This is a genomic window from Arenibacterium sp. CAU 1754 (genome assembly GCF_054482635.1).
In genome coordinates, this window is sequence record NZ_JBTLRG010000005.1 from 273,680 (window position 1) to 299,479 (window position 25,800).

The window sequence follows — 25,800 nt, forward strand, 5'->3', positions numbered from 1 at the left end:
GCATAGAGTCAGGCAAGCGCACCCGCGTGTTTGCCAAGGGAGGATGCCGGTGAAACCATTCCTGCTGCTGCTTGCCTTGTTCTGGACCTTGCCGGGCGGTCCTGTCCTTGCCGACCAACTGGCCGCGCGCGACGGCTGGGTCGTGATCCCGACCACCAAAACCCATGGCGATCTGATCGATGCGGTCATCTCCGCGACCCGGGCCAACAAGATGGGCGTCGTGACACAGGCCGGGCCAACGCAGTCGGCCGCAAATCGCGGCATCACCATCCCCGGCAACCGGGTCATAGGCGTGTTCAACAACGATTTCGCGGTGAAAATCCTGAACCTGTCCCCCGCTGCCATGATCGAGGCCCCGGTGCGCCTCTATGTCACCGAAAACCCGGACGGCACCGCCACCCTGTCCTATAAAACGCCCAGCTTTGTCTTTGCCCCCTACACGGACGAAGGCGGCGACGCACTGATGGCGCTTGCCGCGCAGCTTGATGACCGTTTCGCCGCCATTGCACATGCGGCGGTGAACTAGTCACACTCGCGTGACAGCCCTTGCATAGTGGCGAGCAACCCGCTTTGCAGGGACAAACATCTCAGTGAGTGATCCATGCCCGACACCACCCTGCGCGCCGCCGACATTCTGGCCCAACGCCTGTACGAGTCAGGCTGCCGTCACGCCTTTGGCATGCCCGGGGGCGAGGTTCTGACCATCGTCGATGCACTGGAAAAGGCGGGGATCGCATTCATCCTGGCCAAACATGAAAACGCCGCCGGGTTCATGGCCGAAGGGGTGCACCACCGCACCGGAGCGCCTGCCATTCTGGTGGCGACCCTTGGTCCCGGCGCGCTGAACGGGGTGAACGTGGTGGCAAACGCCCATCAGGACCGGGTGCCGATGATCGTGCTCACGGGCTGTGTCGACGCGGACGAGGCGCTGACCTACACCCATCAGGTGCTGGAACATCAGGCCGTGTTCCGCCCGATCACCAAGGACAGCTTTCTCCTGACGTCCCAAGGTGCGGACATCATCGCCGAGCGTGCCGTGACCACGGCGACCGACCCGCGCCCCGGTCCGGTGCATATCGACGTGCCCATATCCGTGGCCGATACACAGGTCCCGGTTCCGCCCGACCGCCGCCGACCCGCGGCCAGTCCAACCGCCCCGCAGGGGGCCGATCTGGCACAGGCGCGCGATTGGCTGGGACAGGCGCAAAAGCCGATCGCCATCATCGGGCTGGACATGCTGTCGGACAGGTCCGGCTGTGTGCTTGAGGCCTTTGTCGAACTCTTCAGCATCCCCTTCATCACAACCTACAAGGCCAAGGGTATCCTGCCCGAAACGCACCCCTTGTGCTTGGGGGCTGCGGGCCTGTCGCCCCTGGCCGACAGCCATTTGCTGCCACTGGTGAAACAGGCCGACCTGATCCTGACCATCGGCTATGATCCCATTGAGATGCGTCCCGGATGGCGCGACGTCTGGGACCCGGCCACCCAGAACGTCATCGACATTTCAACCGTGGCCAATGACCATTACATGCACCAGGCAGGGCTGAACTTTGTCGCGCATGTCGGCACCACGCTCGAGGCGCTGGCCCAGGGCGGGACCGAGCGCCGGACATGGGCGAACGGCGCGCCCTGGGCGACGCAACAGGCGCTGGCGGGCGCCTTTCCGAGCGACGACACATGGGGTCCGGCCGCCGTGATCGCCGAATGCCGCGCCACGCTGCCGGACAACACGCTGGCCAGCGCCGACAGCGGCGCACATCGCATCCTGCTGTCCCAGATGTGGACCTGTGCCCAGCCGCGCGACCTCGTTCAATCCTCGGGCCTGTGCACCATGGGCTGCGCCGTGCCGCTGGCCATCGGGATGAAACTGGCCGAGCCCGACCGCCCGGTGGTCAGCTTTTCGGGTGATGCGGGGTTCCTGATGGTTGCCGGTGAGCTGGCCACAGCCGCCGAACTGGAAACGCCTGTCATTTTCGTGGTCTTTGTCGATTCCAGCCTTGCCCTGATCGAGCTGAAACAACGCCAGCGCCAGATGCCCAACACCGGCGTCGATTTCGCCCGCCATGACTTTGCCGCCATCGGACGGGCCTTTGGCGGGGCCGGGGTGACTGTAACAAACCGCGACGCACTGCGCGCGGCGCTGATCGACGCCCAAAAATGTAACACTTTCACCGTGATTGCCGCCGAAATAGACCGCGGCGGGTATGATGGACGCATCTGAACGCGCCAAATCGGCGGAAACGCGCGCCTGATCTGTCCAGGGCGGCGGATGTACCGCCTGTTTGCCCCGAAATCCGTAACATTCATCCCGTGTCTGCACACGGGTTCTCACCAATGCGTTAGCAGTGTCGATAGTTTTATTTCACGCCGTTAGTCTTTGTTATTGCTCGATGAGCGAACCCCATTTGACACAGATTGGACCCCGGTATGAAGCATGACGTTTTCGGACAGCCCGTCAGCCTGAATTCGGATCAAAGCCTGCAGGACTGGAACGCGGCGCAGCTGGGGTTCCTTGCGCATGCCGCCACAACACCTGGCCATCTCGGTGCAGTGCTTCAGGCCGAACCCGGCTTTGCCATGGGCCATGCGGTCAAGGGGCTGTTTTACCTGCTTCTGGGCCGGCGCGAATTGCTGCAAACCGCCATCGACGCACTGGCCGCGGCGCAAACCGCGCTGACGCAGTCGGGCGCAAGCGAGCGGGAAATTCGCTATGTCAAAGCGCTTGAAGGCTGGCTTGCCGGGCGACCCGGCATTGCCATTGCCGAGATGGAACAGGTACTTGCGATCTGTCCCTGCGATGCTTTGGCGATGAAACTTGGCCATGCGATCCGCTTTGTGCTGGGCGATGCGGCGGGCATGCGCGACTCCATCGAACGGGTGTTGCCCGCCTATGCGCCGGACCATGCCGCGCGCGGTTATCTTCTGGGGTGTCACGCCTTCGCGCTTGAGGAAACGGGCGAATATCATCGCGCTGAAATTGCCGGGCGGCAGGCATTGTGGATGGCGCCCAATGACGCATGGGGCCTGCATGCGGTGGCCCATGTGCATGACATGACGGGCCGTGCCGATCAGGGCCTTGAATGGCTGACGGGCCGCGAGGCGGCCTGGGCCCATTGCAACAACTTTCGCTATCACGTCTGGTGGCACAAGGCGCTGATGCACCTGGATCAGGGCCAGATCGACACGGTGTTCGACCTCTATGATACCCAGATCCGGGCCAACAAGACCGACGATTGCCGCGATATCTCGAACGCCACCTCGCTTTTGACCCGGCTGGAACTTGATGGCATCGATGTGGGCCCCCGGTGGGAGGAACTGGCCGATCTGTCTGCTGCACGGACCGAGGACGGCAGCCTGATCTTTGCCGATCTGCATTACCTTCTGGCGCTGACAGCGGACAACCGGGCCGATGAAACCCGCAAGATGCTGCAACGCATCCACGCCGATGCGCTGCGCAACGCCTCTGAGTCCGACGAACGCATGGCGCGTCCGGGCGTGGATGCCGCCGAAGGGCTGCAGGCCTTTGGCGAGGCGCGCTATGACGTGGCGTTCCGGCATCTCGTCCGGGCCCGGGCCACCCTGCAGCGGGCCGGGGGCAGCCACGCCCAGAGGGATGTGTTTGAACGCCTGACCATCGATGCGGGCATCCGCGCCGGGTGCCTCGATCAGGCCGAGCGCATCCTGACCGAACGCCAGTCGCACCGGGGTGGCTCTGAGGATCGATATACCGCTGTGCGCCGCGATCTGATCGACGCCGGGCGCGGCCTGACCAGCGCCCACAGCGTTCCGGCGCAATAAGAAACAAGGCTGAAAAGACCATGGCGACCATTTCGCCCAGTTCCGATTTTGCCGCCGTTGCGGCCACCGCGCAGGTCCCCGCCACCACGCGCGATCCGCGGCTTGATTTCTATCGTGGCATCGCGATGTTCATCATCCTGATCGCCCATATCCCCAACAATATCTGGGCCAACTGGATCCCGGCGCGGTTCGGGTTTTCCGATGCGACCGAAATCTTCGTGTTCTGTTCGGGCATGGCCTCGGCCATCGCCTTTGGCGGCGCCTTTGCGCGCAAGGGGTGGCTGATGGGCACGGCGCGCGTCGCATTCCGCATCTGGCAGGTCTACTGGGCCCATATCGGACTGTTCTTCTTTACCGCTATGATGATGGCCGCGCTGGACACCTATGGCGATTTCGGCCGCAGCTATGTGAACGGGTTGAACCTGCAGCATTTCTTCGACGATCCCATACCGCAGATCGTCGGGCTGTTCACTCTGACATACGTGCCCAACTATTTCGACATCCTGCCGATGTACCTAGTCGTGCTGGCCCTGATGCCGCTGTATGTCGCCCTGTCGCGACTGGGGTTTGCCGCCGTTGCCGCCGCCAGCATCGCCATCTGGTTCGCTGCCAACCTCGGCTATCTCAGCCCCCCGGCCGAACCCTGGTCAGACCGGTCGTGGTTCTTCAATCCCTTTGGCTGGCAACTGCTGTTCTTTACCGGCTTCGCCTTCATGCGCGGCTGGATTCCGGTCCCGCCGATTTCACGCACGCTCGTCTGGGTTTGCGCAACATTCCTGATCTTTTCGGCGCCGTTCGGTTCGTGGAAGGTGTTTCTGTGGATTGAGGCGCTGAACGCCGATCTGGCGGAAGAAATCCGCAAGGTCTGGACCGGTTTCCGCCTGTTCGCCGAAAATACCGGGTTCGATTTCCGGACGAAAACCGATTTCTCGATCCTGCGATACGTGCATTTCCTTGCGCTGGCCTATCTCGCTTGGGTCATTGCCGGCGAAAACGGCCGCAACCTGCGCGCCACGGGCACCGGCGCCGGCGCGCAGCTTTGGCAAGTGGCCCTGACCGTGATTACCAAGGTCGGTCAGCAATCCCTGGCGGTCTTTGTCTTCTCCATGGCCATCGCACGCCTTCTTGGCTTTGCACTGGATGAGATCGGGCGCAGCTTCGGCACCTTTGCGCTTATCAATTTGATCGGCTTTGCCCTGATCATCTGCGTGGCCTACATCGCAGGGTGGTTCAAATCGCATCCCTGGCGGAGCAAACGCGCATGATCCTCTCCCGTCGGACCTTTCTCGCCTCCACCTCGGCCGCCGCGCTGCTTGCGGCGACGCCCGGCGCAGCCTCGGCGCAGGCGTTTTCCCACGACACGGTGGTCGAACAGGCCAGACGCCGCGCCGCCGACCTTTATCAGCCGCGACCCGAGGTTCCGCAGGCTTGGCGCGACCTCACCTATGAGCAATACAAGTCCATCTGGTTCCGCCATGACGCGGCCCTGTGGCGTGGCAGTGACACCCCTTACGAGGTCGATTTTTTCCACCCCGGCCTATATTTCCCGCGCGCCATCCACGTGAACACCGTGCAAGAAGGTATGGCCCAGCCGGTGCCCTTCGACCTTGCCGATTTCGACAGGACCGACAAGGTGCCCGCGCTGCCCGTCGATGACACGCTTGGCTTTTCCGGGCTGCGTCTGCGCACCGAACTGACCGAACCGGGCCGCAAAAACGAATTCTGCGTCTTTCAGGGCGCCTCCTATTTCCGCGCCATCGGGTTCGATCAGATCTATGGCCTGTCGGCCCGTGGCCTTGCCCTGAAAACCGCTGATCCCATGGGCGAGGAATTTCCCGAGTTCACCGATTTCTGGCTTGAAACGCCGCGCCCCGGTCAGCGCAACCTGGTGCTGCATGCGCTGCTCGACAGCCCGAGCGTAACGGGCGCATACCGGTTTGACATCACGCCCGGCCCGGCATGCGTGATTGAGGTTCAGGCCACCCTGTTTCCCCGGGTCGACCTGACCCACGTGGGCCTTGGCCCTTTGACCAGCATGTTTCTCTTTGACGAAACCAACCGCACGCGGTTCGATGACTTCCGGCCGGCGGTGCATGACAATGACGGGCTGATGATCCTCAATGGCGCGGGCGAGGTTTTGTGGCGTCCGCTGGCCAACCCGAAACAGCTTCAGGTGTCGTCCTTCGTTGATACATCCCCGCGTGGGTTCGGCCTGATGCAACGCGCCCGCCACATTGGCGATTTTGCCGATCTCGAGGCGCTCTATCACAAACGCCCCGGCGTCTGGGTAGAACCACATGGCGATTGGGGGCAGGGGGCCGTGACCCTGGTCGAAATCCCCGCGGATCAGGAAATCTATGACAATATCGTCGCCTACTGGCGGCCCCAAACCCCGCTGGCAACAGGTCAGCGCCATGACATCGCTTATCGCCTGACGTGGGGCGCCCAGGCCCCCGTCGAGACCGGCCTGCCGCGTGTCATCAACACCCGCACCGGCGCTCGCCTCAAAGGCGGGCGCATCGTCACAATCGATTTTGAATCCGATCCGGCCTTTGACGCCGGGCCTGACGCGATCACCGCGCATATCTCCTCGCCCCATGTGGAAACCAGCGCCGGTGTCTTGCAGCGCAACCCCGAAACGGGCGGATTGCGGTTGGCGTTTTCCTTCGATCCGGGGGATCGCCCCCTGGTCGAACTGCGCGCCCAATTGCGCCGCGATGGCACCCCCGCCAGCGAAGTCTGGCTCTACCGGTGGACCGCATGAACACCGATCTCCATATCATGCCGCCCGAAACGCCGCGCCCCATGCCGGTGCAGGATTTCAGCGCGCCCTATCACGATGCAACCGCCCCGGGAGCGGCGCCGGAACGCGGCGTTTCCCTGTGGCGGGTCCTGGCCTTCAGCCCCGCCATGACCGCAACGGCGGCCCTGCTCTGGGTCATGCATGGCTGGTTTTCCGATATGGGGATCAGCTGGATCGAAGGCACGCTTCTCGCCCTGATCTCGTTCAATTTCTTCTGGATCAGCTTCACCGTCAGCACCGTTTTGCTGGGCCTTGTCTCGCTCAGCCGGGCCGCCCCGCGCAGATCGGCACGCAAGGCACCGCCGCTCAGTATGGCGCTGCTCATGCCGATCCATAACGAGGTGCCCTGGTACGTGCTTGGCAATGCCCGGTCCATGCTCGAAGAACTACGGACGCGGGGCGGCGGGCACCGATTTGCCATGTTTGTCCTGTCCGACACCCGCGACGATACCATCGCGGCACAGGAACAGGCCAGCGTTCAGGCCCTGCAATCGACGCTCAGCCCCGGGTGCGAGCTTTATTACCGCCGCCGGGTGCTGAACACTGACCGCAAGGTCGGAAATATTGCCGATTGGGTCGCGCGCTGGGGCGGGGGGTATGATGCGATGCTTGTCCTGGATGCGGACAGCCTGATGACCGGCCGCGCCATCACCCGGCTGGCCGATGCCCTTGCCGCCGACCCCGGCGCCGGCCTGATCCAGAGCTTTCCGCACCTGATCGGCGCACAGTCCGTTTTTGCCCGGATGCAGCAATTTGCAAACGGCGTCTATGGCGCCGCCCTGGCCGAGGGCATGGCCCGGTGGTGCGGGCAGGAAGGCAACTACTGGGGCCACAACGCCATCATCCGTACGGCGGCCTTTGCCGCCTGTGCGGGCCTGCCGCACCTGCGCGGTCTCACCGGGCGCGAACGCCTGATCATGAGCCATGATTTCGTCGAGGCGAGCCTGCTGCGCCGCGCCGGGTGGGGCGTGCGGTTCCTGCCGCGCATTCGCGGCAGTTACGAGGAAACGCCGCAGACCCTGATCGATCACGTCCTGCGCGACCGGCGCTGGTGCCAGGGCAACCTGCAACACCTTGGCCTGCTGGGTGCGCGCGGGTTCCGGTCGATGTCGCGGTTCCACCTGTTCCATGGGGCCATCGGATACCTGCTGTCGCCGATCTGGTTCGCGCTGCTGGTGATGTGGGCGCTGATCGGGCAGGGCGAGGACGCCAGCGTTCTGACCTATTTCAGCGAGGCAAATCCCCTGATGCCCACATGGCCCGAAATGACCGAAGGGCGCCACGTGCTGATCATCGTGCTGATGTACGCCATGCTGCTTGCGCCCAAGCTGATGGGCATTGCCGCGCTGCCGCTGACTGGCGGACGCTTTGCCGATTACGGCGGGCCGCTGCGGTTTTTGCTGTCCTTCCTGTCGGAAATCCTGCTGTCGATCCTTTATGCGCCGATCCTGATGGTGCAACAGATGATCGCCGTGTCCCGTACCGTTCTGGGCCTGCAACGGGGTTGGTCCCCGCAACTGCGCGACGGCGGGCGCTATGGTCTGCGCACGGTGGTGCTGTGCCACGCGCTCGAAACACTCAGCGGCGCGGCGCTTTTTTCTGGGATGGCTGCAGGCATGGTGTCGCTCTGGCTTTTGCCGATCGCGGTCAGCCTGGTTTTCGCGGTACCGCTTTCTATGCTGAGCGGCATGGCACTGCCGGCCCGCGCGAGACGTTGGATGGGCACACGTGAAATGTACCGGGAACCTGAAATCACCAAGGCCGCGCGCCATTATCGCGCCGAATTGCGCAGCATGCTGGAGGGGGCGCGGGGCGTGACCCCGGCGGAGTGATCAGCGCCCGGTGACCGTTTCGAACCAGTCGATGACCATCTCGGACCACCCCTTGGGCACCGCATGGCCGCCGGGAAACAGCGCGAACTCCAGCGCGCTGCCCGGTGCGCATTTGCTCCAAACGCGCCGCATGAAATCGCCGGTTTGCGCATACCCGTCGGGGCTTTGATCGGGGCAGGCGTTCGCCTGACGCCAAATCTCAAGCCCGGCAAAAATGTCGCCCTGCTGAAACCGTCCGTTGCCCAGATACCGCCCTTCCATCGGCACGGTGGTATCGCGCCAGCCATGGGTGTGGAACAATTTGACAGGCCCTTTGCACGCGGTCGGATGGGGCCGCCAGAATCCGCCCGACACCGGCGCATAGGCGGCAAAAGTCTCGGGCGCGGCGCAGGCCAGGTAATGCACCATGAAGCCCCCGGCGGAAAACCCGGCCAGCAAGACCCGCCCCCGGTCGATGTCAAACCGCTGTGTTGCATCCTGAATGACCGATTTCAGAAAGGCGGTCTCGTCCCGCCCCTCCCAGCCGGGGTAAAATACCCAAAGCCGACCCTTGCCTCCGCGAAACTGCCGCGCGCCAGTCGGGGCCAGAACCGCGTACCCGCGTGCCAGCGCCGCGTCGACCATCGTCCGGTTGCGCATTACGTTTTGCCCGTTGCCACCCGCACCGTGGAGGAACATCAAAACCGGCGGTTTCTCCGCCTCGGCTCCGGGCAATTCCAAATGATACTCTCCGCCCGCAATCGGGCAGGCGTCGGGCGAGGGGCCGCATCCGGCCGCGGCTGTCGATGCCGCAAACGCCAGACCCAGCGCAGAACCCAATCGCATACCCCAGCGTCGCATCACCCGGCATCCCCGTGATACCGGCGCACCGGCAGACCCGAGCGAAGCCAGCCCGGCCCGGCCGAGGAGCCCAGCATCCCCTCGGGCACATCCACGATATTGTCATACCCGGCGGCGATCAGCGCCTTGCCAAACCGGGCCGAGCGCACCCCGCGCGCGCAGATCAGGGCAACCGGCCGATCCGGGTCGGCCTGAACGACGCGGCGCAAGACCCGGGTGAAATCCTTGCGGCGCATGTCGATGGGATGGGCGCCTTCGCCGATTCCCGTGCGCCGCCATTCATCGGGGCGACGGATGTCGATCAGCCAGATATCGCCTCGTCCCGCCTGCGCATGGGCCTCGGCCACGCTCAGTTGGGCACCGTCAAAGGCAGGGCGGCGCAGGCTCAGCCGCCAGGCCGCCACAGCGACTGCCGCCGCAGCAAGTGCCAGCCCCAGAAATTTGCGCCGGCTTGGCCCGCGCGCCGGTTTTTCGCCCGCTCTTGATCCTGTTTTCACTGTCTCGTTTGGCATGGTCGCTCACTTTCCAACCCGGTCATACCACAGACCCGCAGGGGGCGCGTCAACAACCGGGCCCGCCGCGTTCAAGTTCTCGTCAAATGCGCGGGAGGCCGGAAAACCCGGCATCCCGTCACAGGTCAAGATGAAACAATCCGCCGCAATGGCCAACAAGAACGCGGTCAAGGGCTGGACAGTTCGAAAAATTTCACTAGGCACATAGGGACCTTTTGGAACCGATCCGACGGAGAATATCTGGTGTCCCTGTTCCTGATCGCGGCTTTGCCCTTTCTCGGTGCGGTGTTTCCCGCGCTGCTGTTTCGCGCCGGGCGCAATGCCTCGTCCTCTGCTGCGGGGGCAGTCACGCTGCTGACCCTGATCGGCGTGATGCTGCATGCGCCAGCCGTTCTGCGGGGCGAGGTGATCACCGCACAGGCCAACTGGCTTCCGGCTATCGGGCTGAATGCCAATTTCTATCTTGATGGTCTGGGGTTGCTCTTTGCAGGTCTGATCCTGGGAATCGGTCTGCTGATCATCATCTATGCGCGCTACTACCTGTCGCGCGAGGACCCGATGGGCCAGTTTTACGCTTATCTGCTGCTGTTTCAGGGGGCGATGATCGGCATTGTCATGTCCGACAACATCCTGCTTCTGGTGGTGTTCTGGGAACTGACCTCGCTGTCGTCCTTTCTGCTGATCGGATACTGGCGCCACCTTCCCGAGGGGCGGCAGGGCGCGCGCATGGCGCTGGCCGTGACCGGCGCCGGTGGTCTTGCCCTGATCGGGGGCATGATGATCCTAGGCAATATCGCAGGGAGCTATGACCTGCAGGTGATCCTGCAGAACAAGGAGCTGATTCAATCCTCGCCGCTCTATCTGACCGCGCTGATCCTGATCCTTCTGGGCTGTTTCACCAAGTCGGCCCAGTTCCCGTTCCATTTCTGGCTGCCCCATGCGATGGCGGCGCCGACACCTGTGTCGGCCTATCTGCATTCGGCGACGATGGTTAAGGCCGGTCTGTTCCTGATGGCGCGGCTGTGGCCTGTTTTGGCGGGAACCGAGGCCTGGTTCTACATCGTGGCAACCACGGGTCTGGTCACCATGGTCCTTGGTGCCGTGATTGCCCTGTTCAAGGATGATCTCAAGTCGCTGCTGGCCTTTTCCACGGTCAGCCACCTTGGCCTGATCACCATGCTTTTGGGCTTTGGCACCAAGATGGCCGCCGTCGCGGCCGTGTTCCACATCATGAACCACGCCACGTTCAAGGCCGCGCTGTTCATGAGCGCCGGGATCATCGATCACGAGGCGCATACACGCGACATCAAACGCCTTGGTGGGTTGCGCAAACTGATGCCTGTGACCTTTGTTCTGGCCAGCCTTGCGGCGCTGTCGATGGCGGGCATCCCTCCGCTCAACGGGTTCCTGTCCAAGGAAATGATGCTTGAGGAAACCGCTCATACGGTCTGGCAGCATTCCCATTATTTCGTACCGGTTCTGGCGACCCTCGGGGCGCTGTTCTCGGCGGCCTATTCGTTCCGCTATATCGCCCATGTGTTCCTGGGCCCCGTGCGTGGCGATTATCCGGCCACGCCCCACGATCCGGGCGTCGGCATGTGGCTGTCCCCGGCGGTTCTGGTTGCGCTGGTCATCCTGATCGGCCTGTTCCCGGCACTGATCGCGGGCGACATTCTGGCGGCCGCCGCCGGGGCCGTGATTGGTGGCGATCTGCCCTATTACAAGCTCAAACTTTGGCATGGTGTGACACCGGCGCTTTACATGTCGGGGATCGCGGTTGTCGGCGGTCTGATCCTGCTGGCGCTGCACCGGGTGCTCAATGGCGCATGGCTGGCCCTGCCGCGCCCCGAGGCCAAGGCGATTTTCGACGCGTTATTTGCCGGTTTGACCCGTCTCAGCCGGGGGATCACGGATGTCCTGCACGACGGCAACTTTGGCCGCTATGCGGCGATCTTCGTCGTCTTCACGCTGGCGATGGCGGGCTATGCCTATCAGACCGGCGTCCTGTCCCCGGTTACGCGCACCATGCTGGACATCACCCCATTGGCCGCCATCGGCTGGTTCTGCCTTGTCGGCTCGACCCTGTGTATCGTGGCCTTTCACCGCAACCGCCTTTTGGCGCTGGTGCTGATAGGGGTTGTCGGGTTGATGGTCTCGTTTGGCTTCAACTATTTCTCGGCACCCGATCTGGCCCTGACCCAGCTTTCGGTTGAGGTGGTCACCATCATCCTGATGTTGCTGGCCCTGAACCTGATGCCCAATTTTTCGCCCAAGGAAAGCACCGCTGCCCGCCGCCTGCGCGATGCGGTCCTGTCCATCGGCGCGGGTTTGGGGGTTGGCGGACTGACTTGGGCCATAATGGCGCGCGATTTTGCCCAGACCTCGATTTCCGAGTTCCATCTCGAGAACTCCTATACCGGCGGGGGCGGTACCAATGTGGTCAACGTCATCCTGGTCGATTTCCGGGGTTTTGATACCTTTGGTGAAATCATCGTTCTGGGGATCGCGGCCATCGTGATCTATGCCCTGACCGAGGCGATCTTGAATTCACCTGTGCGCGCCCGCCTGCTGAACCGCGAGCCGGATCAGCCCATCGCCGGGGACGTGCACCCGATGATGATGGTGGTCGTGACCCGCGTCATGATGCCGATCGCCCTGATGGTGGCAGCCTATATCTTTTTCCGCGGTCACAACCAGCCGGGCGGCGGGTTCATCGCCGGGCTGATCGCGGCGATCGCGATCATCATGCAATACATGGCTTCGGGCTTTGGCTGGGCGTCGGCGCGCCAGCATTTCCCCTATCACGGGATCATCGGATCGGGCGTTCTGATCGCGGCCGTGACCGGCCTGGGCGCATGGTTCAACGATCTTCCGTTCCTGACCAGCGCGTTTGGCTATGTCCACCTGCCGGGGCTTGAGAAATTCGAATTGGCCACGGCGGCGCTCTTCGATCTCGGCGTGTTCCTCGCCGTCGTGGGAGCGGTGCTTCTGGCGCTGGAAAGCCTGTCGCGATACGCATGGCGGCCCAATACCGACAGCCCCTATGCCATGGACATCAACCCCGAGCGGGACGATCCTCCGCTCCCACCGTCGAGGGAGGGCTGAACATGGAGCTTCTTCTTGCCAGTGCCGTTGGCATCCTGACCGCATCCGGCGTTTACCTGATGCTGCGCCAGCGCACTTTTCCGGTGATCGTCGGGCTGTCGCTGCTGTCTTATGCGGTGAACATCTTTCTGTTCTCGACCGGGCGTCTGGCGGTAAACATGCCGCCGATCCTGCGCAAGGGCGTTACCGATTATACCGATCCGTTGCCACAGGCGCTGGTTCTGACGGCCATCGTGATCTCGTTCGGGATGACGGCGGTCATCGTGATCCTCGCGCTCAGCGCCTATCTCTCGGACCAGGACGACCGTGTTGACCTGATCGACACCCCACAGGCGGAAGACGACGCATGAGCCACTGGATCATCCTTCCTATCGTTCTGCCGGCGCTGCTTGCGCCGTTCATGATCATGGTAATCCGCCATCATCTTGATCTGCAGCGCATCTTTTCCGTGGCCGGGACCATTGTCCTTGTCGGTATCAGCCTTGGCCTGATGGCACAGGCCAGCACCGGCGAGATCGTGGTTTACGACCTGGGCGACTGGCCCGCGCCCTTTGGCATCGTTCTGGTGCTGGATCGGTTGTCGGCGCTGATGACGGTGCTCACCACGGTGCTGGCTCTGGCGGTGATCCTATATGCCATCTGGTCCGGTTGGGACACACGCGGGCGGCATTTCCACCCCTTGTTCCAGTTCCAGCTGATGGGCATTCTGGGCGCGTTTCTCACGGGCGACGCGTTCAACCTGTTCGTATTCTTCGAGGTTCTGCTGATTGCTTCGTATGGGCTGATGATCCACGGCGGCGGCACGGTGCGCCTGCACGCGGGCGTGCAATACGTGATCTACAACCTTATCGGGTCGACCCTGTTCCTGTTCGCACTGGGCACGCTTTACGGGGTGACCGGGACGCTCAACATGGCCGATCTGGCCGTGCGCGTGGCCGAACTGCCCGCCGACCAGACCGCACTGATCCGCGTCGGCGCCGTGCTGTTGTTGCTGGTCTTCTCGGTCAAGGCGGCGATCCTGCCGCTGCATTTCTGGCTGCCTGCCAGCTATGCCAACGCGCCCGCCCCGGTTGCCGCCCTGTTTGCCATCATGACCAAGGTCGGCGCCTATGCAATCCTGCGGATGTACACGCTGGTCTTTGGCCCCGACCTGCATTTCGCCCAGGGGCTGATCGGCGACTGGTTGATCTTTGCCGCCATGCTGACCCTCGCGGTCGGCTCGATCGGCATTCTTGGCACGCGCCAGGTTGGGCGGCTGTCGGCCTTTGCCGCCATCGGGTCCACCGGGACGCTGCTGATCGCCATCGCCCTCTTTACCGAGCAGGCCACGGCCGCCGCGTTGTATTATATGATCCACTCGACCTTTGCGACGGCGATGCTGTTCCTTGTCGCCGACCTGATCATCGAGCGGCGCGGCGATGACATCGCCCCCACCGCCCCCATGCCCCACAGCGGGACGGTTTCGGTGCTGTTCTTTGCGGCCGCCATCGCCATGGCCGGCCTGCCGCCCCTGTCGGGCTTTGTCGGGAAACTGCTGGTTCTGGACGCCAGCCGCGACACGCCGCAGGCGGTCCTGATCTGGGCCAGTATCCTGATCCTGTCGCTGATCGCCATCCTTGGCTTTGCCCGCGCTGGCAGCCTGATTTTCTGGAAATCCTATGACGCCGCCAGTGCCGCCGCACGGGAACAGGACAGGGACGACGAGGGGGAGGACACCCCCGCAGCGTCACCCGATAGCCAACCGCCGCGCCTGCCGATGGTGCCGGTCTTTGGCCTGTTTGCCGCTCTTGTCCTGGTCACCGTTTTCGCCGGGCCGGTGATGAAATATACCTCGGCCACCGCCGCCCAGCTATTTACGCCGGGCGATTATATCGACGCCGTCCTGAAAAGGTCTGGATCATGAAATTGCTCAGCAGGATCTTTCCCCACCCGCTTTTGACCGTGCTGCTGACACTGGTCTGGCTGATGCTGGTCAACAGCTTTTCCTGGAATTCGCTGTTGTTCGGGTTTTTCCTGGGCGTGGTGATCCCGTTCATCATCCGACCCTACTGGCCGGACATGTCGCGCATGCGCAACCCGCGCATGATCGCCGAATATACCCTTGTGGTGCTGTGGGACATCGTCGTGGCCAATGTGACCGTGGCCTATCTGGTGCTGTTCAAACGGGTGCGTGACCTGCAGCCGGCATGGATATCGGTGCCGCTGACCCTGCGCACTCCCGAGGCGATCACGACCCTTGCGGCGACCATCACCATGACGCCGGGCACCGTGTCCTGCGATTTATCCAACGAAGGGCATAACCTTCTGGTACACTGTCTGCACGCGCCCGACCCCGATGCCGTGTGCGCAGAAATCAAAGACCGCTACGAGCGGCGCCTGGTGGAGATTTTCGAATGACATTTTATGCGGTTTATTTCGCCTTTGGCTGTTTCGGCATCGCTCTGCTGATGAACCTCTGGAAAATCATCACCGCAGACGGTGTCGGCGACCGGGTTCTTGCGCTGGACACGATGGTGGTGAACACAATCGCCCTGCTGGTGCTGCTGGGTCTGGCCGAGGGTACCGAAATCTTCTTCGAGGCCACCATGATCATCGCCATGCTTGGCTTTGTCTCGACCGTGGCCTACGCGCGCTTCATGCTGCGCGGCAATATCATCGAGTGAGGATCAGATGGACATGTTCGCAGATATCGCCATTGCCGTCTTTCTCGTCATCAGCGGCTTTTTCGGATTTGTCGGGTCGTTTGGCCTGATCAAGCTGGGCGATCCGATGTCGCGCCTGCACGCACCCACCAAGGCCACGACCCTTGGGGTCGGGGGGGTGCTGGTGGCCTCGGTCGTGCATGCTTTTGTGGTGGAAGGGAACCCGTCGGTGCACGAGTTGCTGATCACGCTGTTCCTGTTTCTGACCGCGCCGATCACAGCGCTGTTCATCGCCAAGGCCCATATCCACCGCCACATCCCGTCCGAAGAGCTGCCCAAACCTGATGGCGATGCCATGTGGGCCGTTCTGAACAAGCCGGAAAACCCGATGCCGCCGGAGCAGGACTAGACGCCGTTCAACTCATCCCGCCAGGGCGGGTTGGCCCCGGCACGCGTGACCGTGATCGCGGCGGCCGCGGCGGCAAATCCCATGATCTCGGTCAACTGGTCCGACGTGATCCGGGTCAAGGCGTCCTTGTCCAGCAGTTCCAGACCCTGGGCTTTGCTCAGAACACCTGCGTTGAACGTGTCACCGGCGCCGACCGTGTCAACGATCTCAACCGGCGTGGCGGCAACCGATCCGCGCGCGCCATTGGCATGATAAGCATCCGCGCCGCGTGATCCCTTGGTGACGAACACCAGTTGCGGGCCCATCTGCATCAGTTTCCCCACACTGGTCTCGATGTCGTCGCTGTCCGGAATTAGCCACGCCAGATCTTCGTCCGAAACCTTGATCATATCCGCCACCGCGATGATGCGGGCAAGCCGGGCGCGATAGGCGGCGGCATCGGTGATGAACCCGGGCCGGATATTGGGGTCCAGCATCACGGGAATGGTGCCGGCATAGCGCTCGGCCAGATCGGCCAGTGTATCGGCGAAAGGGGCGTTGCACAGGCTGATGCCGCCGAAGAATGCGGCCCGGACCACCGAGGGCACGCCGGGCACATCGCCGGGCACGATCATCCGCGAGGCCGAGTTTTCGTCATAGAACCGATAGGTCGCATGCCCATCCACCAGTTTCACAAAGGCCAGCGTCGTGGGCCGGTCGCTGCGCGGGGAGGGCGTATAGTCAACCGAATTCGCATCCAGCACGTCCTGGATTTGCACGCCGAACATGTCGCTCGACAGGCCGGTCATCAGCGATACGTCGCACCCCAGCCGCCCGAGCGCGACAGCCGTGTTCAGGATCGCCCCGCCCACATGAGGGGCGAACGCCTCGGCCCCGTCGGTCGTGGTGCAGGGCAGCATGTCGATCAGGGATTCACCACAACACAAGATCATCACTCAGACCCATTCTTATCAAAGGATTACAGATTGCGGCCCATGGTCGGACTGCCTGGCAAAGCATCGCAGCATTGGGCCTGCTGTCAATTCTTGCCCGGATAAATTCAATGGGGCAAAGCTGACAATAAGGACTGCCCGTTGCGCGCCAATCGCGCGTCATTTGAACTTGCGAAAAATCTTGGTGCTGTCGAAGATTTCTTCCAGCGCGCGCATCCGTTCGCGGGTGCGGTCCCATGATGCCTCCTGAACGGACGCGATCAGGGTCTCGGACAAGAGCATCATCGCAACGGTCGAGTCCCACGCCGACGGGGCCCCGATCCGGCAGTTGAAGGAATAGGTCGCATGCCGGCTGATCGGGGATTGCCACTGATCCGTGATCAGCACGATTTCAGCCCCGCGTGCCTGTGCGATCTCGGCCAGTTTCAGGGTCGAGTTTTCATAGCGCCGGATGTCATAGATCACCACCACGTCGCCCGCCTCCAGATCCAGCAGGGCATGGGGCCAGGCGTTCGAGGTCGAGCGGATGTGATGGACGTTCTTGCGAATGACCTGAAGGTGCAGATGCAAGTATTCCGACAGGGCATGGGTGATGCGCCCCCCGGCAATGAAGACCGACCTGTTTTCATCCGCCAGCAGGGTGGTCACCGCATCGAAATCCTGCGGTTCCACATGGGCCAGAGTCTGGCGAATGTTCTCGATCACCGCATCCGTAAACCGGTTCAGGATATGCCCATGCGGCGCGGTTTCGGACCAGCCGTCGCGCTTGGCAATCGGGTTTGAAATCTGCGCTTCCAACTCTTCGCGCAGCGCCGCCTGAAATTCCGGAAAGCCCGAAAACCCGACCTTTTGCACCATCCGTGCCACCGTCGGGGTCGATACCCCGGACTTTTCCGCAAGACGTGTGATCGAGCCCAGGCCGCTCATCGGATAGTTTTCAAGAATCGTGCCCGCCAACTGGCGCTCGGCGCGGGTCAGGCTGTCATACACGCGTTTGATCCGTTCCTGCGCCGTGTCAGACAAGGTGCGATCCTTTCCTCAGATGCCGATTTTGTAATCTTACCTTCAAACAAAACCCGAAAGAAGAAAAAGTTTCAGAAATTTTGTTGACAGAAGGCATGCCCCTGAAGAAACCTGTTCAGAGTCGGGGGAATGATGACTGTCGAAATTGCCAATACCGATGCGGTTTTGATCGAAGGGCTGCGGGCCAAGGCACCGGCCCTTGTTCTGTGCGAGCACGCCTCTTGCGATTTTTCCCGCGAATTTGGGAACTTGGGCCTGTCTAGTGACGTGATGCGCAGCCATGTCGCCTGGGATCCCGGCGCACTGGATCTGGCCCGCCACATTGCGCGCGGCCTTGGCGCGCCGCTGGTCGCGGGGGCGGTGTCGCGCCTTGTTTATGACTGTAATCGCCCGCCCGAGGCCCCGGATGCGATCCCGGCCAAAAGCGAAATTTATGATATTCCCGGCAACCTGGACCTGACTGATGTCGAACGAGAGCGGCGCGAAGCGTTGATCTATCGCCCGTTCTGCGCCGCCGTCGATCGCGCCATTGAAACCGCCCGGCCTGCCGCCCTGATCACGGTGCACAGTTTCACACCGGTCTATTTCGGCACCCGCCGCGATCTGGACATCGGCGTTCTGCACGACACAGACACGCGGCTGGCCGATGAGGTGTTGAACGCCCTTTCAGGCAGCGATCGCATCGTGCGCCGCAACCAGCCCTATGGCCCGGAGGACGGCGTGACCCATTCGTTGAAGAAACATGCACAAAGCCGTGGCTTGCTGAACGTCATGCTTGAGGTCCGCAATGACCTGCTTGCCGATCCGGCGGACGTCGCCCGGATCGCGGGTAAACTGACGCTGGCGCTGACGGCGGCCCTGACCGCGACCGACGCACTGACACGAGGGGGCGACTGATGGAAACGGTGCTTGGCACCTATGTCCGTTACGTGGACAGGTTCAACCGGCGCGTTGGGCGGTTCGTGATGTACGGCATCTTTGTCGTCATGGCGATCCTGCTGTGGTCGTCCATGTCCAAGACGTTTTTCGACCCTTCGCTCTGGACGCTGGAAGTGGCCCAGTTCGCTATGGTCGCCTATTACATTCTGGGCGGGCCCTATTCGATCCAGTTGGGCGCCAACGTGCGCATGGATCTATTTTATCACAGCTGGACCACCCGGCAAAAGGCATGGGTGGATGCGTTCACCGTTCTGATGCTGATGTTCTACCTCGGGGTTCTGCTCTATGGCGCGCTGACCTCGACCGCCTATTCGCTTGGCTATTTCGGCAGTGAACCTTTTGCTTTCTATAGCGATCTTCTGATTGCCTTCGTGACCGGCGGGCCGGACGCCGCAACCGAGGTGATGGGCCATATGGAGCGCAGCCCGACCGCGTGGCGCCCGTACCTGTGGCCGATCAAGGTGATCATGATCATCGGGTTCTTCCTGATGCTGCTTCAGGCCATTTCCGAATTCTTCAAAGACGTGGCAACGCTGCGCGGGGTCACGCTCTGATGCCATATGAGATGATCGCCATCCTGATGTTCTCGACCATGATGCTGATGCTCATGACCGGGCAGCGCGTGTTTGGCGCCATCGGGTTCGTCGGCGTGGTGGCCGCGCTTCTGCTGTGGGGGCCGGGCGGATCGGACATCGGGTTTTCCGCGGCGATGAAGCTGATGAAATGGTACCCGCTTCTGACCCTGCCGATGTTCATTTTCATGGGCTATGTGCTGAGCGAATCCAAGATCGCCGATGACCTTTACAGGATGTTTCACGTCTGGATGGGGCCCCTGCGCGGCGGGCTGGCGATTGGCACGATCCTGTTGATGGTGCTGATTTCGGCGATGAACGGCCTGTCGGTTGCGGGCATGGCCATCGGGGCCACCATCGCCCTGCCGGAACTGCTCAAACGCGGTTATGACAAACGCATGGTGACCGGCGTCATTCAGGCCGGGTCCTCCCTTGGTATCCTTGTGCCGCCCTCGGTGGTTCTGGTGCTTTACGCGATGATCGCCCGTCAGCCCGTGGGGCAATTGTGGCTGGCCGGCGTGCTGCCGGGGCTGATGATGGCGGCGATGTTTATCCTCTATGTCGTGATCCGCTGTCGGATGCAGCCCGAACTTGGCCCGGCCTTGCCCGAGGCTGACCGCGACATCCCCCGCGCCGAAAAGCTGCGCCTGCTGCGCGCCGGTCTTTTGCCGCTGGTGATTTTCGCGGTGATGATGGTGCCGTTCGTGAACGGTTGGACCTCGCTGGTGGAAAGTTCGGCGGTGGGCGCATTGGCGGCCTTTCTGGCGGCGGTTCTCAAGGGCCGGATGACGCGCGAGGTGTTCGAAAACTCGGTCCGCAACACGCTGGGTATTTCCTGCATGTTCATGTGGATCATCCTGGCCGCCCTGGGCTTTGGCGCAGTGTTTGACGGGTTGGGCGCCGTGCGCGCCATCGAAAACCTGTTTACCGACCAACTGGGACTGAACCCATGGATGATCCTGATCCTGATGCAGCTGTCCTTCATCCTGATGGGCACGTTCCTTGATGACACCGCGATGCTGGTGATCGTCGCGCCGCTTTATGTGCCGCTGGTCGATGTGCTGGGGTTCGATCTGATCTGGTACGGGGTGCTTTACACGATTACCACGCAGATCGCCTATATGACGCCGCCCTTTGGGTATAATCTGTTCCTGATGCGGGCGATGGCCCCACCGGAAATCGGGCTGGACGATATTTATCGCTCCATCGTGCCTTTTGTCATTGTCATGGTTTTTGCACTGACACTGGTGATGGCGTTTCCGCAGATCGCGCTGTGGCTGCCGAATTATGTCTACGGAAATTAACGCAACAAGAACTCCGAAAACGGGGCAAACCCACAACCAACAAGGAGAAATTGAAATGACCACAAGACGCAAGTTCATCAAGGGCGCGGCCGTCGCGCCGGCGGCCGCGCTGGCCACACCCGCGCTGGCCCAGTCCACCATCAAATGGCGCATGCAGACCTATGCCGGCCCGGCACTGGCGGCCCATGTCATCACCCCCGCGATCGAGATGTTCAACAAGATCGCCGGCGACCGGATGCAGATCGAACTGTTTTATGCCGATCAGCTGGTTCCCACGGGTGAGTTGTTCCGCGCCATGCAGCGCGGCACCATCGACGCGGTGCAGTCGGATGACGACTCCATGGCCTCCCCAACCGAAGTCACCGTGTTTGGCGGCTATTTCCCCTTCGCCTCGCGCTACAGTCTCGATGTGCCGGTGCTGTTCAACCAATATGGTTTGAACGAAATCTGGGACGCGGAATATTCCAAGGTCGGCGTCAAACATGTCAGCGCCGGATCCTGGGATCCGTGCCATTTCGCCACCAAGGACCCGATCCGCAGCCTTGCGGACCTCAAGGGCAAGCGCGTCTTTACCTTCCCCACCGCGGGCCGGTTCCTGACGCAATTCGGCGTGGTTCCCGTGACCCTGCCGTGGGAGGATATCGAGGTCGCCGTGCAAACCGGCGAACTGGACGGGATCGCATGGTCCGGCATCACCGAGGATTACACGGTTGGTTGGGCCGATGTGACCAATTATTTCCTGACCAACAACATCTCGGGCGCCTGGGCCGGGTCGTTCTTTGCCAACATGGATCGCTGGAACGAACTGCCCGAAGATCTGCAAACCCTGTTCCGGGTCTGCTGTGATCAGTCGCACTATTACCGCCAGTGGTGGTACTGGGGCGGCGAGGCATCGTTGCGCGTCAACGGCCCCAAGATGGAACTGACCTCAATCCCCGATGACGAATGGGCGACGGTCGAGGCCGCAGCGCGTGTGTTCTGGGATGAAATCGCAGCCGAGTCCGAAACCAAGGCCAAGGTTGTCGAGATCATCAAGAAATATAACGCCGATATGGAAAAGGCTGGACGGCCCTATCGTTACGGCTGATGAAGTCGCGGTGCCCGGGTCACGCCGGGCGCCGCGCCCCAAAACGACAACAGGGCAAGCTTTGGTTCATCCCAAGGCTTGCCCGTGATCCAAGGAGACCCCCATGCCCGGACATCTGAGCCTGGACGAGCTGAAGAAGCTGACCAAAAGCGGCGAGATCGACACCGTTCTGACCTGCATGATCGACATGCAGGGGCGGCTCATGGGCAAACGGTTCCACGCCGAGGCATTCGTTGAGATCGCCGAGGATGAAACTCATTGCTGCAATTACCTGCTGGCAACCGATCTGGCGATGGCGACCCCGGATGGTTATGCCTCGACCTCGTGGGAAAAGGGCTATGGCGATTACGTGATGAAGCCTGACCTGACCACCTTGCGCCCGGTGCCCTGGCTTGAGGGGACGGCCATGGTCCTGTGCGATATCCTTGATCACCACACATATGAGCCGGTGCCCCATTCCCCGCGCGAGATGCTGAAACGCCAGATCGCCCGCTGTGCCGAACTGGGGTTCACGCCCGTCATGGCGACCGAGCTGGAATTTTTTCTGTTCCACGGCACCCATGACGAGATTGCGAAGAACGGTTTCCAGCTTGAGACGATTTCGCGCTATAATGAAGATTACAACATCTTCCAGACCTCCAAGGAAGAACCGGTCATGCGCCCGATCCGCAACCACCTGCGGGCCATGGGCGTCCCGGTCGAAGGTTCCAAGGGCGAGGCCGAGGCCGGTCAGGAAGAACTCAACATCAAATACGCCGAGGCGCTGGCCACCGCCGATCACCACAGTCTGGCCAAGCACGCGGTCAAGGAAATCGCCCATCAACAGGGATATGCCGCATCCTTTTTGCCCAAGTGGCACAAGGACATGGTCGGCAGCGCCGCGCATGTGCACCAATCCCTGTGGAAGGACGGCGCAAACGCCTTTCACGACTCCGACCGCCCCTTGGGAAAATCCGAACTGATGGATCACTACATGGCCGGGCTGATCAAATACGCGTCCGACTATACCTATTTCGTGGCGCCCTACATCAACAGCTACAAACGGTTTTCCAAGGGCACTTTTGCGCCGACGCAAACGGTCTGGTCGGTCGATAACCGCACCGCCGCCTTCCGCCTGTGCGGCGATGGCTCCAAGGGCGTGCGCGTCGAATGCCGCTCACCGGGGTCGGACATGAACCCCTATCTGGCACTGGCCGCGATGCTGGCCGCAGGCTTGAAGGGGATCGAGGAAAAACTGCCCCTGCAGGACGCGTTCAAGGGCGACGCCTATGAGGACGACAAAAGCCAGCACATTCCCCGCACGCTGCGCGAGGCACGCGAGGCATTGCTCGCCTCGGACATGCTGCGCGCGGCGATGGGCGATGACGTTATCACCCACTATGCCCGCGCTGCCGAATGGGAAATCGAAGAATTCAATCAAGTCGTGACCGATTACGAAATCGCGCGCGGGTTCGAAAAGGCTTAACCAGATGAGCACACTCAAATGCATCTCGCCCATTGACGGAACGGTCTATGCCGAACGCCCCGTCCTGCCTGTCGGGCAGGCGGCCAACGCTGTTGATCGCGCGCAGGCCGCGCAACGCGACTGGGCCGCGCGCCCGCTGGCCGAACGGGCCGAACTGGTGATGAAGGGCGTCGCCATTCTGGGCGAAATGAACGATGAAATCGTGCCTGAACTGGCCCACCAGATGGGCCGCCCCATCCGCTATGGCGGGGAATTCGGCGGCGTGAACGAACGCGCGGGGTATATGGCCCAGATCGCCGAAACTGCGCTGGGTGAACTTACGATCGAAGACAGCCCGACCTTTCGCCGGGTGATCAAACGCGAACCCTTTGGCGTTGTGCTGATCATAGCGCCGTGGAACTACCCTTACATGACGGCCATCAACGGTGTCGCACCCGCCCTGATCGCGGGCAATGCCGTGGTGCTGAAACATGCCACCCAAACCCTGCTGGTAGGCGAACGCATGGCGCGTGCGTTCCACCAGGCAGGCGTGCCCGGGGACGTGTTTCAGAACCTGTTCCTGGATCACGACACCACCGCGCAACTGATCGCGGCAAAACGCTTCGGCTTCGTGAATTTCACCGGATCGGTCGGGGCAGGGCAGGCGATTGAACACGCCGCCGCAGGCACCTTTACCGGCCTTGGCCTTGAACTGGGCGGCAAGGATCCCGGCTACGTGATGGAGGACGCCGATCTGGACGCCGCCGTCGATACGCTGATTGACGCGGCAATGTTCAACTCGGGCCAATGCTGTTGCGGGATCGAACGGATTTATGTGCACGACAGCCTGTTTGATGCCTTTGTGCAAAAGGCGGTCGACATCGTTTCGGGGTATGAGCTGGGCAACCCGCTGGACCCCGAAACCACTCTTGGCCCCATGGCGCATGAACGGTTCGCCGAATTGGTGCGCAGCCAGACGGCCGAGGCGATCGCCGCCGGAGCCAGGGCCCATATCGCGCCCTTTGATGCGGACGATGGGGGCGCCTATTTGGGACCGCAAATTCTGACCAACGTGACCCGCGCCATGCGCGTGATGCGCGAAGAAAGCTTTGGCCCGGTGGTCGGCATCATGCCGGTCTCGTCGGACGACGAGGCGCTGGCCCTGATGAATGACAGCGATTTTGGCCTGACCGCATCGCTCTGGACCAATGACATTGACCGCGCCGAACGTTTGGGCGCACAGATCGAAACCGGCACCGTGTTCATGAACCGGGCCGATTACCTTGACCCCGCCCTGTGCTGGACCGGGTGCAAGATGACCGGCAAGGGCGGATCGCTTTCGCAACTCGGGTATCACAACCTGACCCGGCCCAAATCCTACCATCTCAAGAAGGTGACGACATGAACCTGACAGGCAACTGGTCCTATCCGACCGCAATAAAATTCGGGGCAGGGCGCATTAACGAACTGGCCGATGCCTGCGCGGCCTGTGGTATGAAAAAGCCGCTTTTGGTGACAGACAAGGGGCTGGCCAACCTGCCGATCACGCAAAACGCGCTGGATCTGCTGGAGGCCGCCGGGCTGGGCCGCGCGATGTTTTCGGCTGTCGATCCCAACCCGTCCGAGGTGAACCTTGACGCGGGCCTCAAGGTCTATCGCGACGGAGGGCATGATGGGGTGATCGCCTTTGGCGGCGGCTCGGGCCTCGATCTGGGCAAGATGGTCGCCTTCATGGCGGGCCAGACCCGCCCGGTGTGGGATTTCGAGGATGTCGGCGACTGGTGGACCCGTGCAGACCCTGACGGGATCGCCCCCATCATCGCCGTGCCGACCACAGCGGGCACCGGGTCCGAGGTGGGGCGCGCTAGCGTCATCACCAATTCGCAGACCCATGTGAAAAAGATCATCTTTCATCCCAAGGTGCTGCCCTCGGTGGTGATCTCCGATCCCGAACTGACCGTCGGCATGCCACCCATGATCACCGCAGGCACGGGAATGGACGCCTTTGCCCATTGTCTCGAGGCCTACAGCTCACCCCATTACCATCCGATGAGCCAGGGCATCGCGCTGGAAGGGATGCGGCTGGTCAACACCTATCTGCCACGCGCCTATGCGGATGGCACCGACCTTGAGGCGCGCGCGCATATGATGAGCGCCGCCGCCATGGGTGCGGTCGCGTTCCAAAAGGGGCTCGGCGCGATCCATGCGCTCAGCCATCCGGTAGGGGCGGTGTTCAACACCCATCACGGCACCACCAATGCCGTGGTCATGTCGACGGTTCTCGCCTTCAATCGCCCCGAGATCGAAGAGCGGATCGAACAGGCCGCCGCCTATCTGGGCATCTCGGGCGGGTTTGATGGGTTCTGTGACCGGGTCAACGAATTGAACACCCAACTCGGCATTCCCAAAACCCTTGGCGAAATGGGCGTGACGCACGACCGGATCGACGATCTGACCGCCATGGCGCTTGAGGACCCGAGCGTTGGCGGCAACCCGGTTGCCATGACGGTCGACAACACCCGGGCCTTGTTTGAACAGGTGATCTGACGTCACTGTGT

The 25,800-nt window shown here is 62.1% G+C and carries 23 protein-coding genes; 19 read left to right on the top strand and 4 right to left on the bottom strand.

Annotated elements, in window-relative coordinates; genetic code table 11:
- Window positions 1-43: 43 nt before the first annotated feature.
- From ACXYMO_RS17895 to mdoH, 6 genes are all read left to right on the top strand, one after another.
- On the top strand, window positions 44-526 hold the full coding sequence (locus tag ACXYMO_RS17895) for a DUF302 domain-containing protein (RefSeq protein ID WP_458880108.1): 483 nt from the start codon (window positions 44-46) through the stop codon (window positions 524-526).
- 75 nt (window positions 527-601) lie between these two features.
- Window positions 602-2,221 (top strand): thiamine pyrophosphate-binding protein, encoded by a 1,620-nt coding sequence (locus ACXYMO_RS17900; RefSeq protein ID WP_458880109.1) that lies wholly within the window; start codon window positions 602-604, stop codon window positions 2,219-2,221.
- A 206-nt stretch (window positions 2,222-2,427) separates the two neighbouring features.
- On the top strand, window positions 2,428-3,798 hold the full coding sequence (locus ACXYMO_RS17905; protein WP_458880110.1) for a tetratricopeptide repeat protein: 1,371 nt from the start codon (window positions 2,428-2,430) through the stop codon (window positions 3,796-3,798).
- Between the two features lie 20 nt (window positions 3,799-3,818).
- Complete coding sequence (locus ACXYMO_RS17910; protein ID WP_458880111.1) at window positions 3,819-5,063, top strand: OpgC family protein; 1,245 nt, start codon at window positions 3,819-3,821, stop codon at window positions 5,061-5,063.
- The gene (locus tag ACXYMO_RS17915; protein WP_458880112.1) at window positions 5,060-6,562 is read left to right on the top strand and encodes an OpgD/OpgG family glucan biosynthesis protein; all 1,503 of its coding nucleotides are present in this window, start codon (window positions 5,060-5,062) and stop codon (window positions 6,560-6,562) included. The genes ACXYMO_RS17910 and ACXYMO_RS17915 overlap by 4 nt, the downstream gene beginning before the upstream one ends.
- Window positions 6,559-8,433 carry a glucans biosynthesis glucosyltransferase MdoH gene (mdoH, locus tag ACXYMO_RS17920; protein ID WP_458880113.1) on the top strand — a complete coding sequence of 625 codons (1,875 nt, stop codon included), beginning with the start codon at window positions 6,559-6,561 and terminating at the stop codon, window positions 8,431-8,433. The genes ACXYMO_RS17915 and mdoH overlap by 4 nt, the downstream gene beginning before the upstream one ends.
- Here mdoH and ACXYMO_RS17925 read toward each other — a convergent pair whose 3' ends face one another.
- Both ACXYMO_RS17925 and ACXYMO_RS17930 read right to left on the bottom strand, forming a co-directional pair.
- Entirely contained in the window at window positions 8,434-9,258 is an 825-nt protein-coding gene (locus ACXYMO_RS17925) for a CE1 family esterase (protein ID WP_458880114.1), read from the bottom strand.
- Between the two features lie 14 nt (window positions 9,259-9,272).
- Window positions 9,273-9,785 carry a rhodanese-like domain-containing protein gene (locus ACXYMO_RS17930; RefSeq protein ID WP_458880115.1) on the bottom strand — a complete coding sequence of 171 codons (513 nt, stop codon included), beginning with the start codon at window positions 9,783-9,785 and terminating at the stop codon, window positions 9,273-9,275.
- Window positions 9,786-10,028: 243 nt separating this feature from the next.
- Here ACXYMO_RS17930 and ACXYMO_RS17935 point away from each other — a divergent pair, with 243 nt between their 5' ends.
- From ACXYMO_RS17935 to ACXYMO_RS17960, 6 genes are read left to right on the top strand one after another with little or no spacing between them, the layout of a single operon-like run.
- Entirely contained in the window at window positions 10,029-12,890 is a 2,862-nt protein-coding gene (locus ACXYMO_RS17935; protein ID WP_458880116.1) for a monovalent cation/H+ antiporter subunit A, read from the top strand.
- Window positions 12,891-12,892: 2 nt separating this feature from the next.
- On the top strand, window positions 12,893-13,240 hold the full coding sequence (locus ACXYMO_RS17940; RefSeq protein WP_458880117.1) for a Na+/H+ antiporter subunit C: 348 nt from the start codon (window positions 12,893-12,895) through the stop codon (window positions 13,238-13,240).
- Window positions 13,237-14,793 carry a monovalent cation/H+ antiporter subunit D gene (locus tag ACXYMO_RS17945; protein ID WP_458880118.1) on the top strand — a complete coding sequence of 519 codons (1,557 nt, stop codon included), beginning with the start codon at window positions 13,237-13,239 and terminating at the stop codon, window positions 14,791-14,793. Before ACXYMO_RS17940 ends, ACXYMO_RS17945 begins: the two co-directional genes overlap by 4 nt.
- Window positions 14,790-15,287 (top strand): Na+/H+ antiporter subunit E, encoded by a 498-nt coding sequence (locus ACXYMO_RS17950; RefSeq protein ID WP_458880119.1) that lies wholly within the window; start codon window positions 14,790-14,792, stop codon window positions 15,285-15,287. The genes ACXYMO_RS17945 and ACXYMO_RS17950 overlap by 4 nt, the downstream gene beginning before the upstream one ends.
- Window positions 15,284-15,553, top strand: coding sequence for a K+/H+ antiporter subunit F (locus tag ACXYMO_RS17955; protein WP_458880120.1), 270 nt, complete (start codon window positions 15,284-15,286; stop codon window positions 15,551-15,553). Before ACXYMO_RS17950 ends, ACXYMO_RS17955 begins: the two co-directional genes overlap by 4 nt.
- Before the next feature lie 7 nt (window positions 15,554-15,560).
- The gene (locus tag ACXYMO_RS17960; protein ID WP_458880121.1) at window positions 15,561-15,941 is read left to right on the top strand and encodes a Na+/H+ antiporter subunit G; all 381 of its coding nucleotides are present in this window, start codon (window positions 15,561-15,563) and stop codon (window positions 15,939-15,941) included.
- Here the strand turns inward: ACXYMO_RS17960 and ACXYMO_RS17965 are convergent.
- Both ACXYMO_RS17965 and ACXYMO_RS17970 read right to left on the bottom strand, forming a co-directional pair.
- Window positions 15,938-16,873, bottom strand: a complete 936-nt coding sequence (locus tag ACXYMO_RS17965) for a carbohydrate kinase family protein (RefSeq protein WP_458880122.1) — start codon at window positions 16,871-16,873, stop codon at window positions 15,938-15,940. The genes ACXYMO_RS17960 and ACXYMO_RS17965 overlap by 4 nt on opposite strands.
- 159 nt (window positions 16,874-17,032) lie before the next feature.
- Complete coding sequence (locus ACXYMO_RS17970) at window positions 17,033-17,896, bottom strand: MurR/RpiR family transcriptional regulator (protein WP_458880123.1); 864 nt, start codon at window positions 17,894-17,896, stop codon at window positions 17,033-17,035.
- A 132-nt stretch (window positions 17,897-18,028) separates the two neighbouring features.
- Here ACXYMO_RS17970 and ACXYMO_RS17975 point away from each other — a divergent pair, with 132 nt between their 5' ends.
- From ACXYMO_RS17975 to ACXYMO_RS18005, 7 genes are all read left to right on the top strand, one after another.
- Window positions 18,029-18,793, top strand: a complete 765-nt coding sequence (locus ACXYMO_RS17975; protein WP_458880124.1) for an N-formylglutamate amidohydrolase — start codon at window positions 18,029-18,031, stop codon at window positions 18,791-18,793.
- Window positions 18,793-19,389, top strand: a complete 597-nt coding sequence (locus ACXYMO_RS17980) for a TRAP transporter small permease subunit (protein ID WP_458880125.1) — start codon at window positions 18,793-18,795, stop codon at window positions 19,387-19,389. The genes ACXYMO_RS17975 and ACXYMO_RS17980 overlap by 1 nt, the downstream gene beginning before the upstream one ends.
- Window positions 19,389-20,711, top strand: a complete 1,323-nt coding sequence (locus ACXYMO_RS17985; protein ID WP_458880126.1) for a TRAP transporter large permease — start codon at window positions 19,389-19,391, stop codon at window positions 20,709-20,711. The genes ACXYMO_RS17980 and ACXYMO_RS17985 overlap by 1 nt, the downstream gene beginning before the upstream one ends.
- Window positions 20,712-20,766: 55 nt before the next feature.
- On the top strand, window positions 20,767-21,798 hold the full coding sequence (locus ACXYMO_RS17990; RefSeq protein WP_458880127.1) for a TRAP transporter substrate-binding protein: 1,032 nt from the start codon (window positions 20,767-20,769) through the stop codon (window positions 21,796-21,798).
- A gap of 103 nt (window positions 21,799-21,901) precedes the next feature.
- The gene (locus ACXYMO_RS17995; protein WP_458880128.1) at window positions 21,902-23,263 is read left to right on the top strand and encodes a glutamine synthetase family protein; all 1,362 of its coding nucleotides are present in this window, start codon (window positions 21,902-21,904) and stop codon (window positions 23,261-23,263) included.
- Between the two features lie 4 nt (window positions 23,264-23,267).
- Window positions 23,268-24,647, top strand: a complete 1,380-nt coding sequence (locus ACXYMO_RS18000) for an aldehyde dehydrogenase family protein (protein WP_458880129.1) — start codon at window positions 23,268-23,270, stop codon at window positions 24,645-24,647.
- Entirely contained in the window at window positions 24,644-25,789 is a 1,146-nt protein-coding gene (locus ACXYMO_RS18005; protein ID WP_458880130.1) for an iron-containing alcohol dehydrogenase, read from the top strand. The genes ACXYMO_RS18000 and ACXYMO_RS18005 overlap by 4 nt, the downstream gene beginning before the upstream one ends.
- Window positions 25,790-25,800 lie beyond the last annotated feature (11 nt).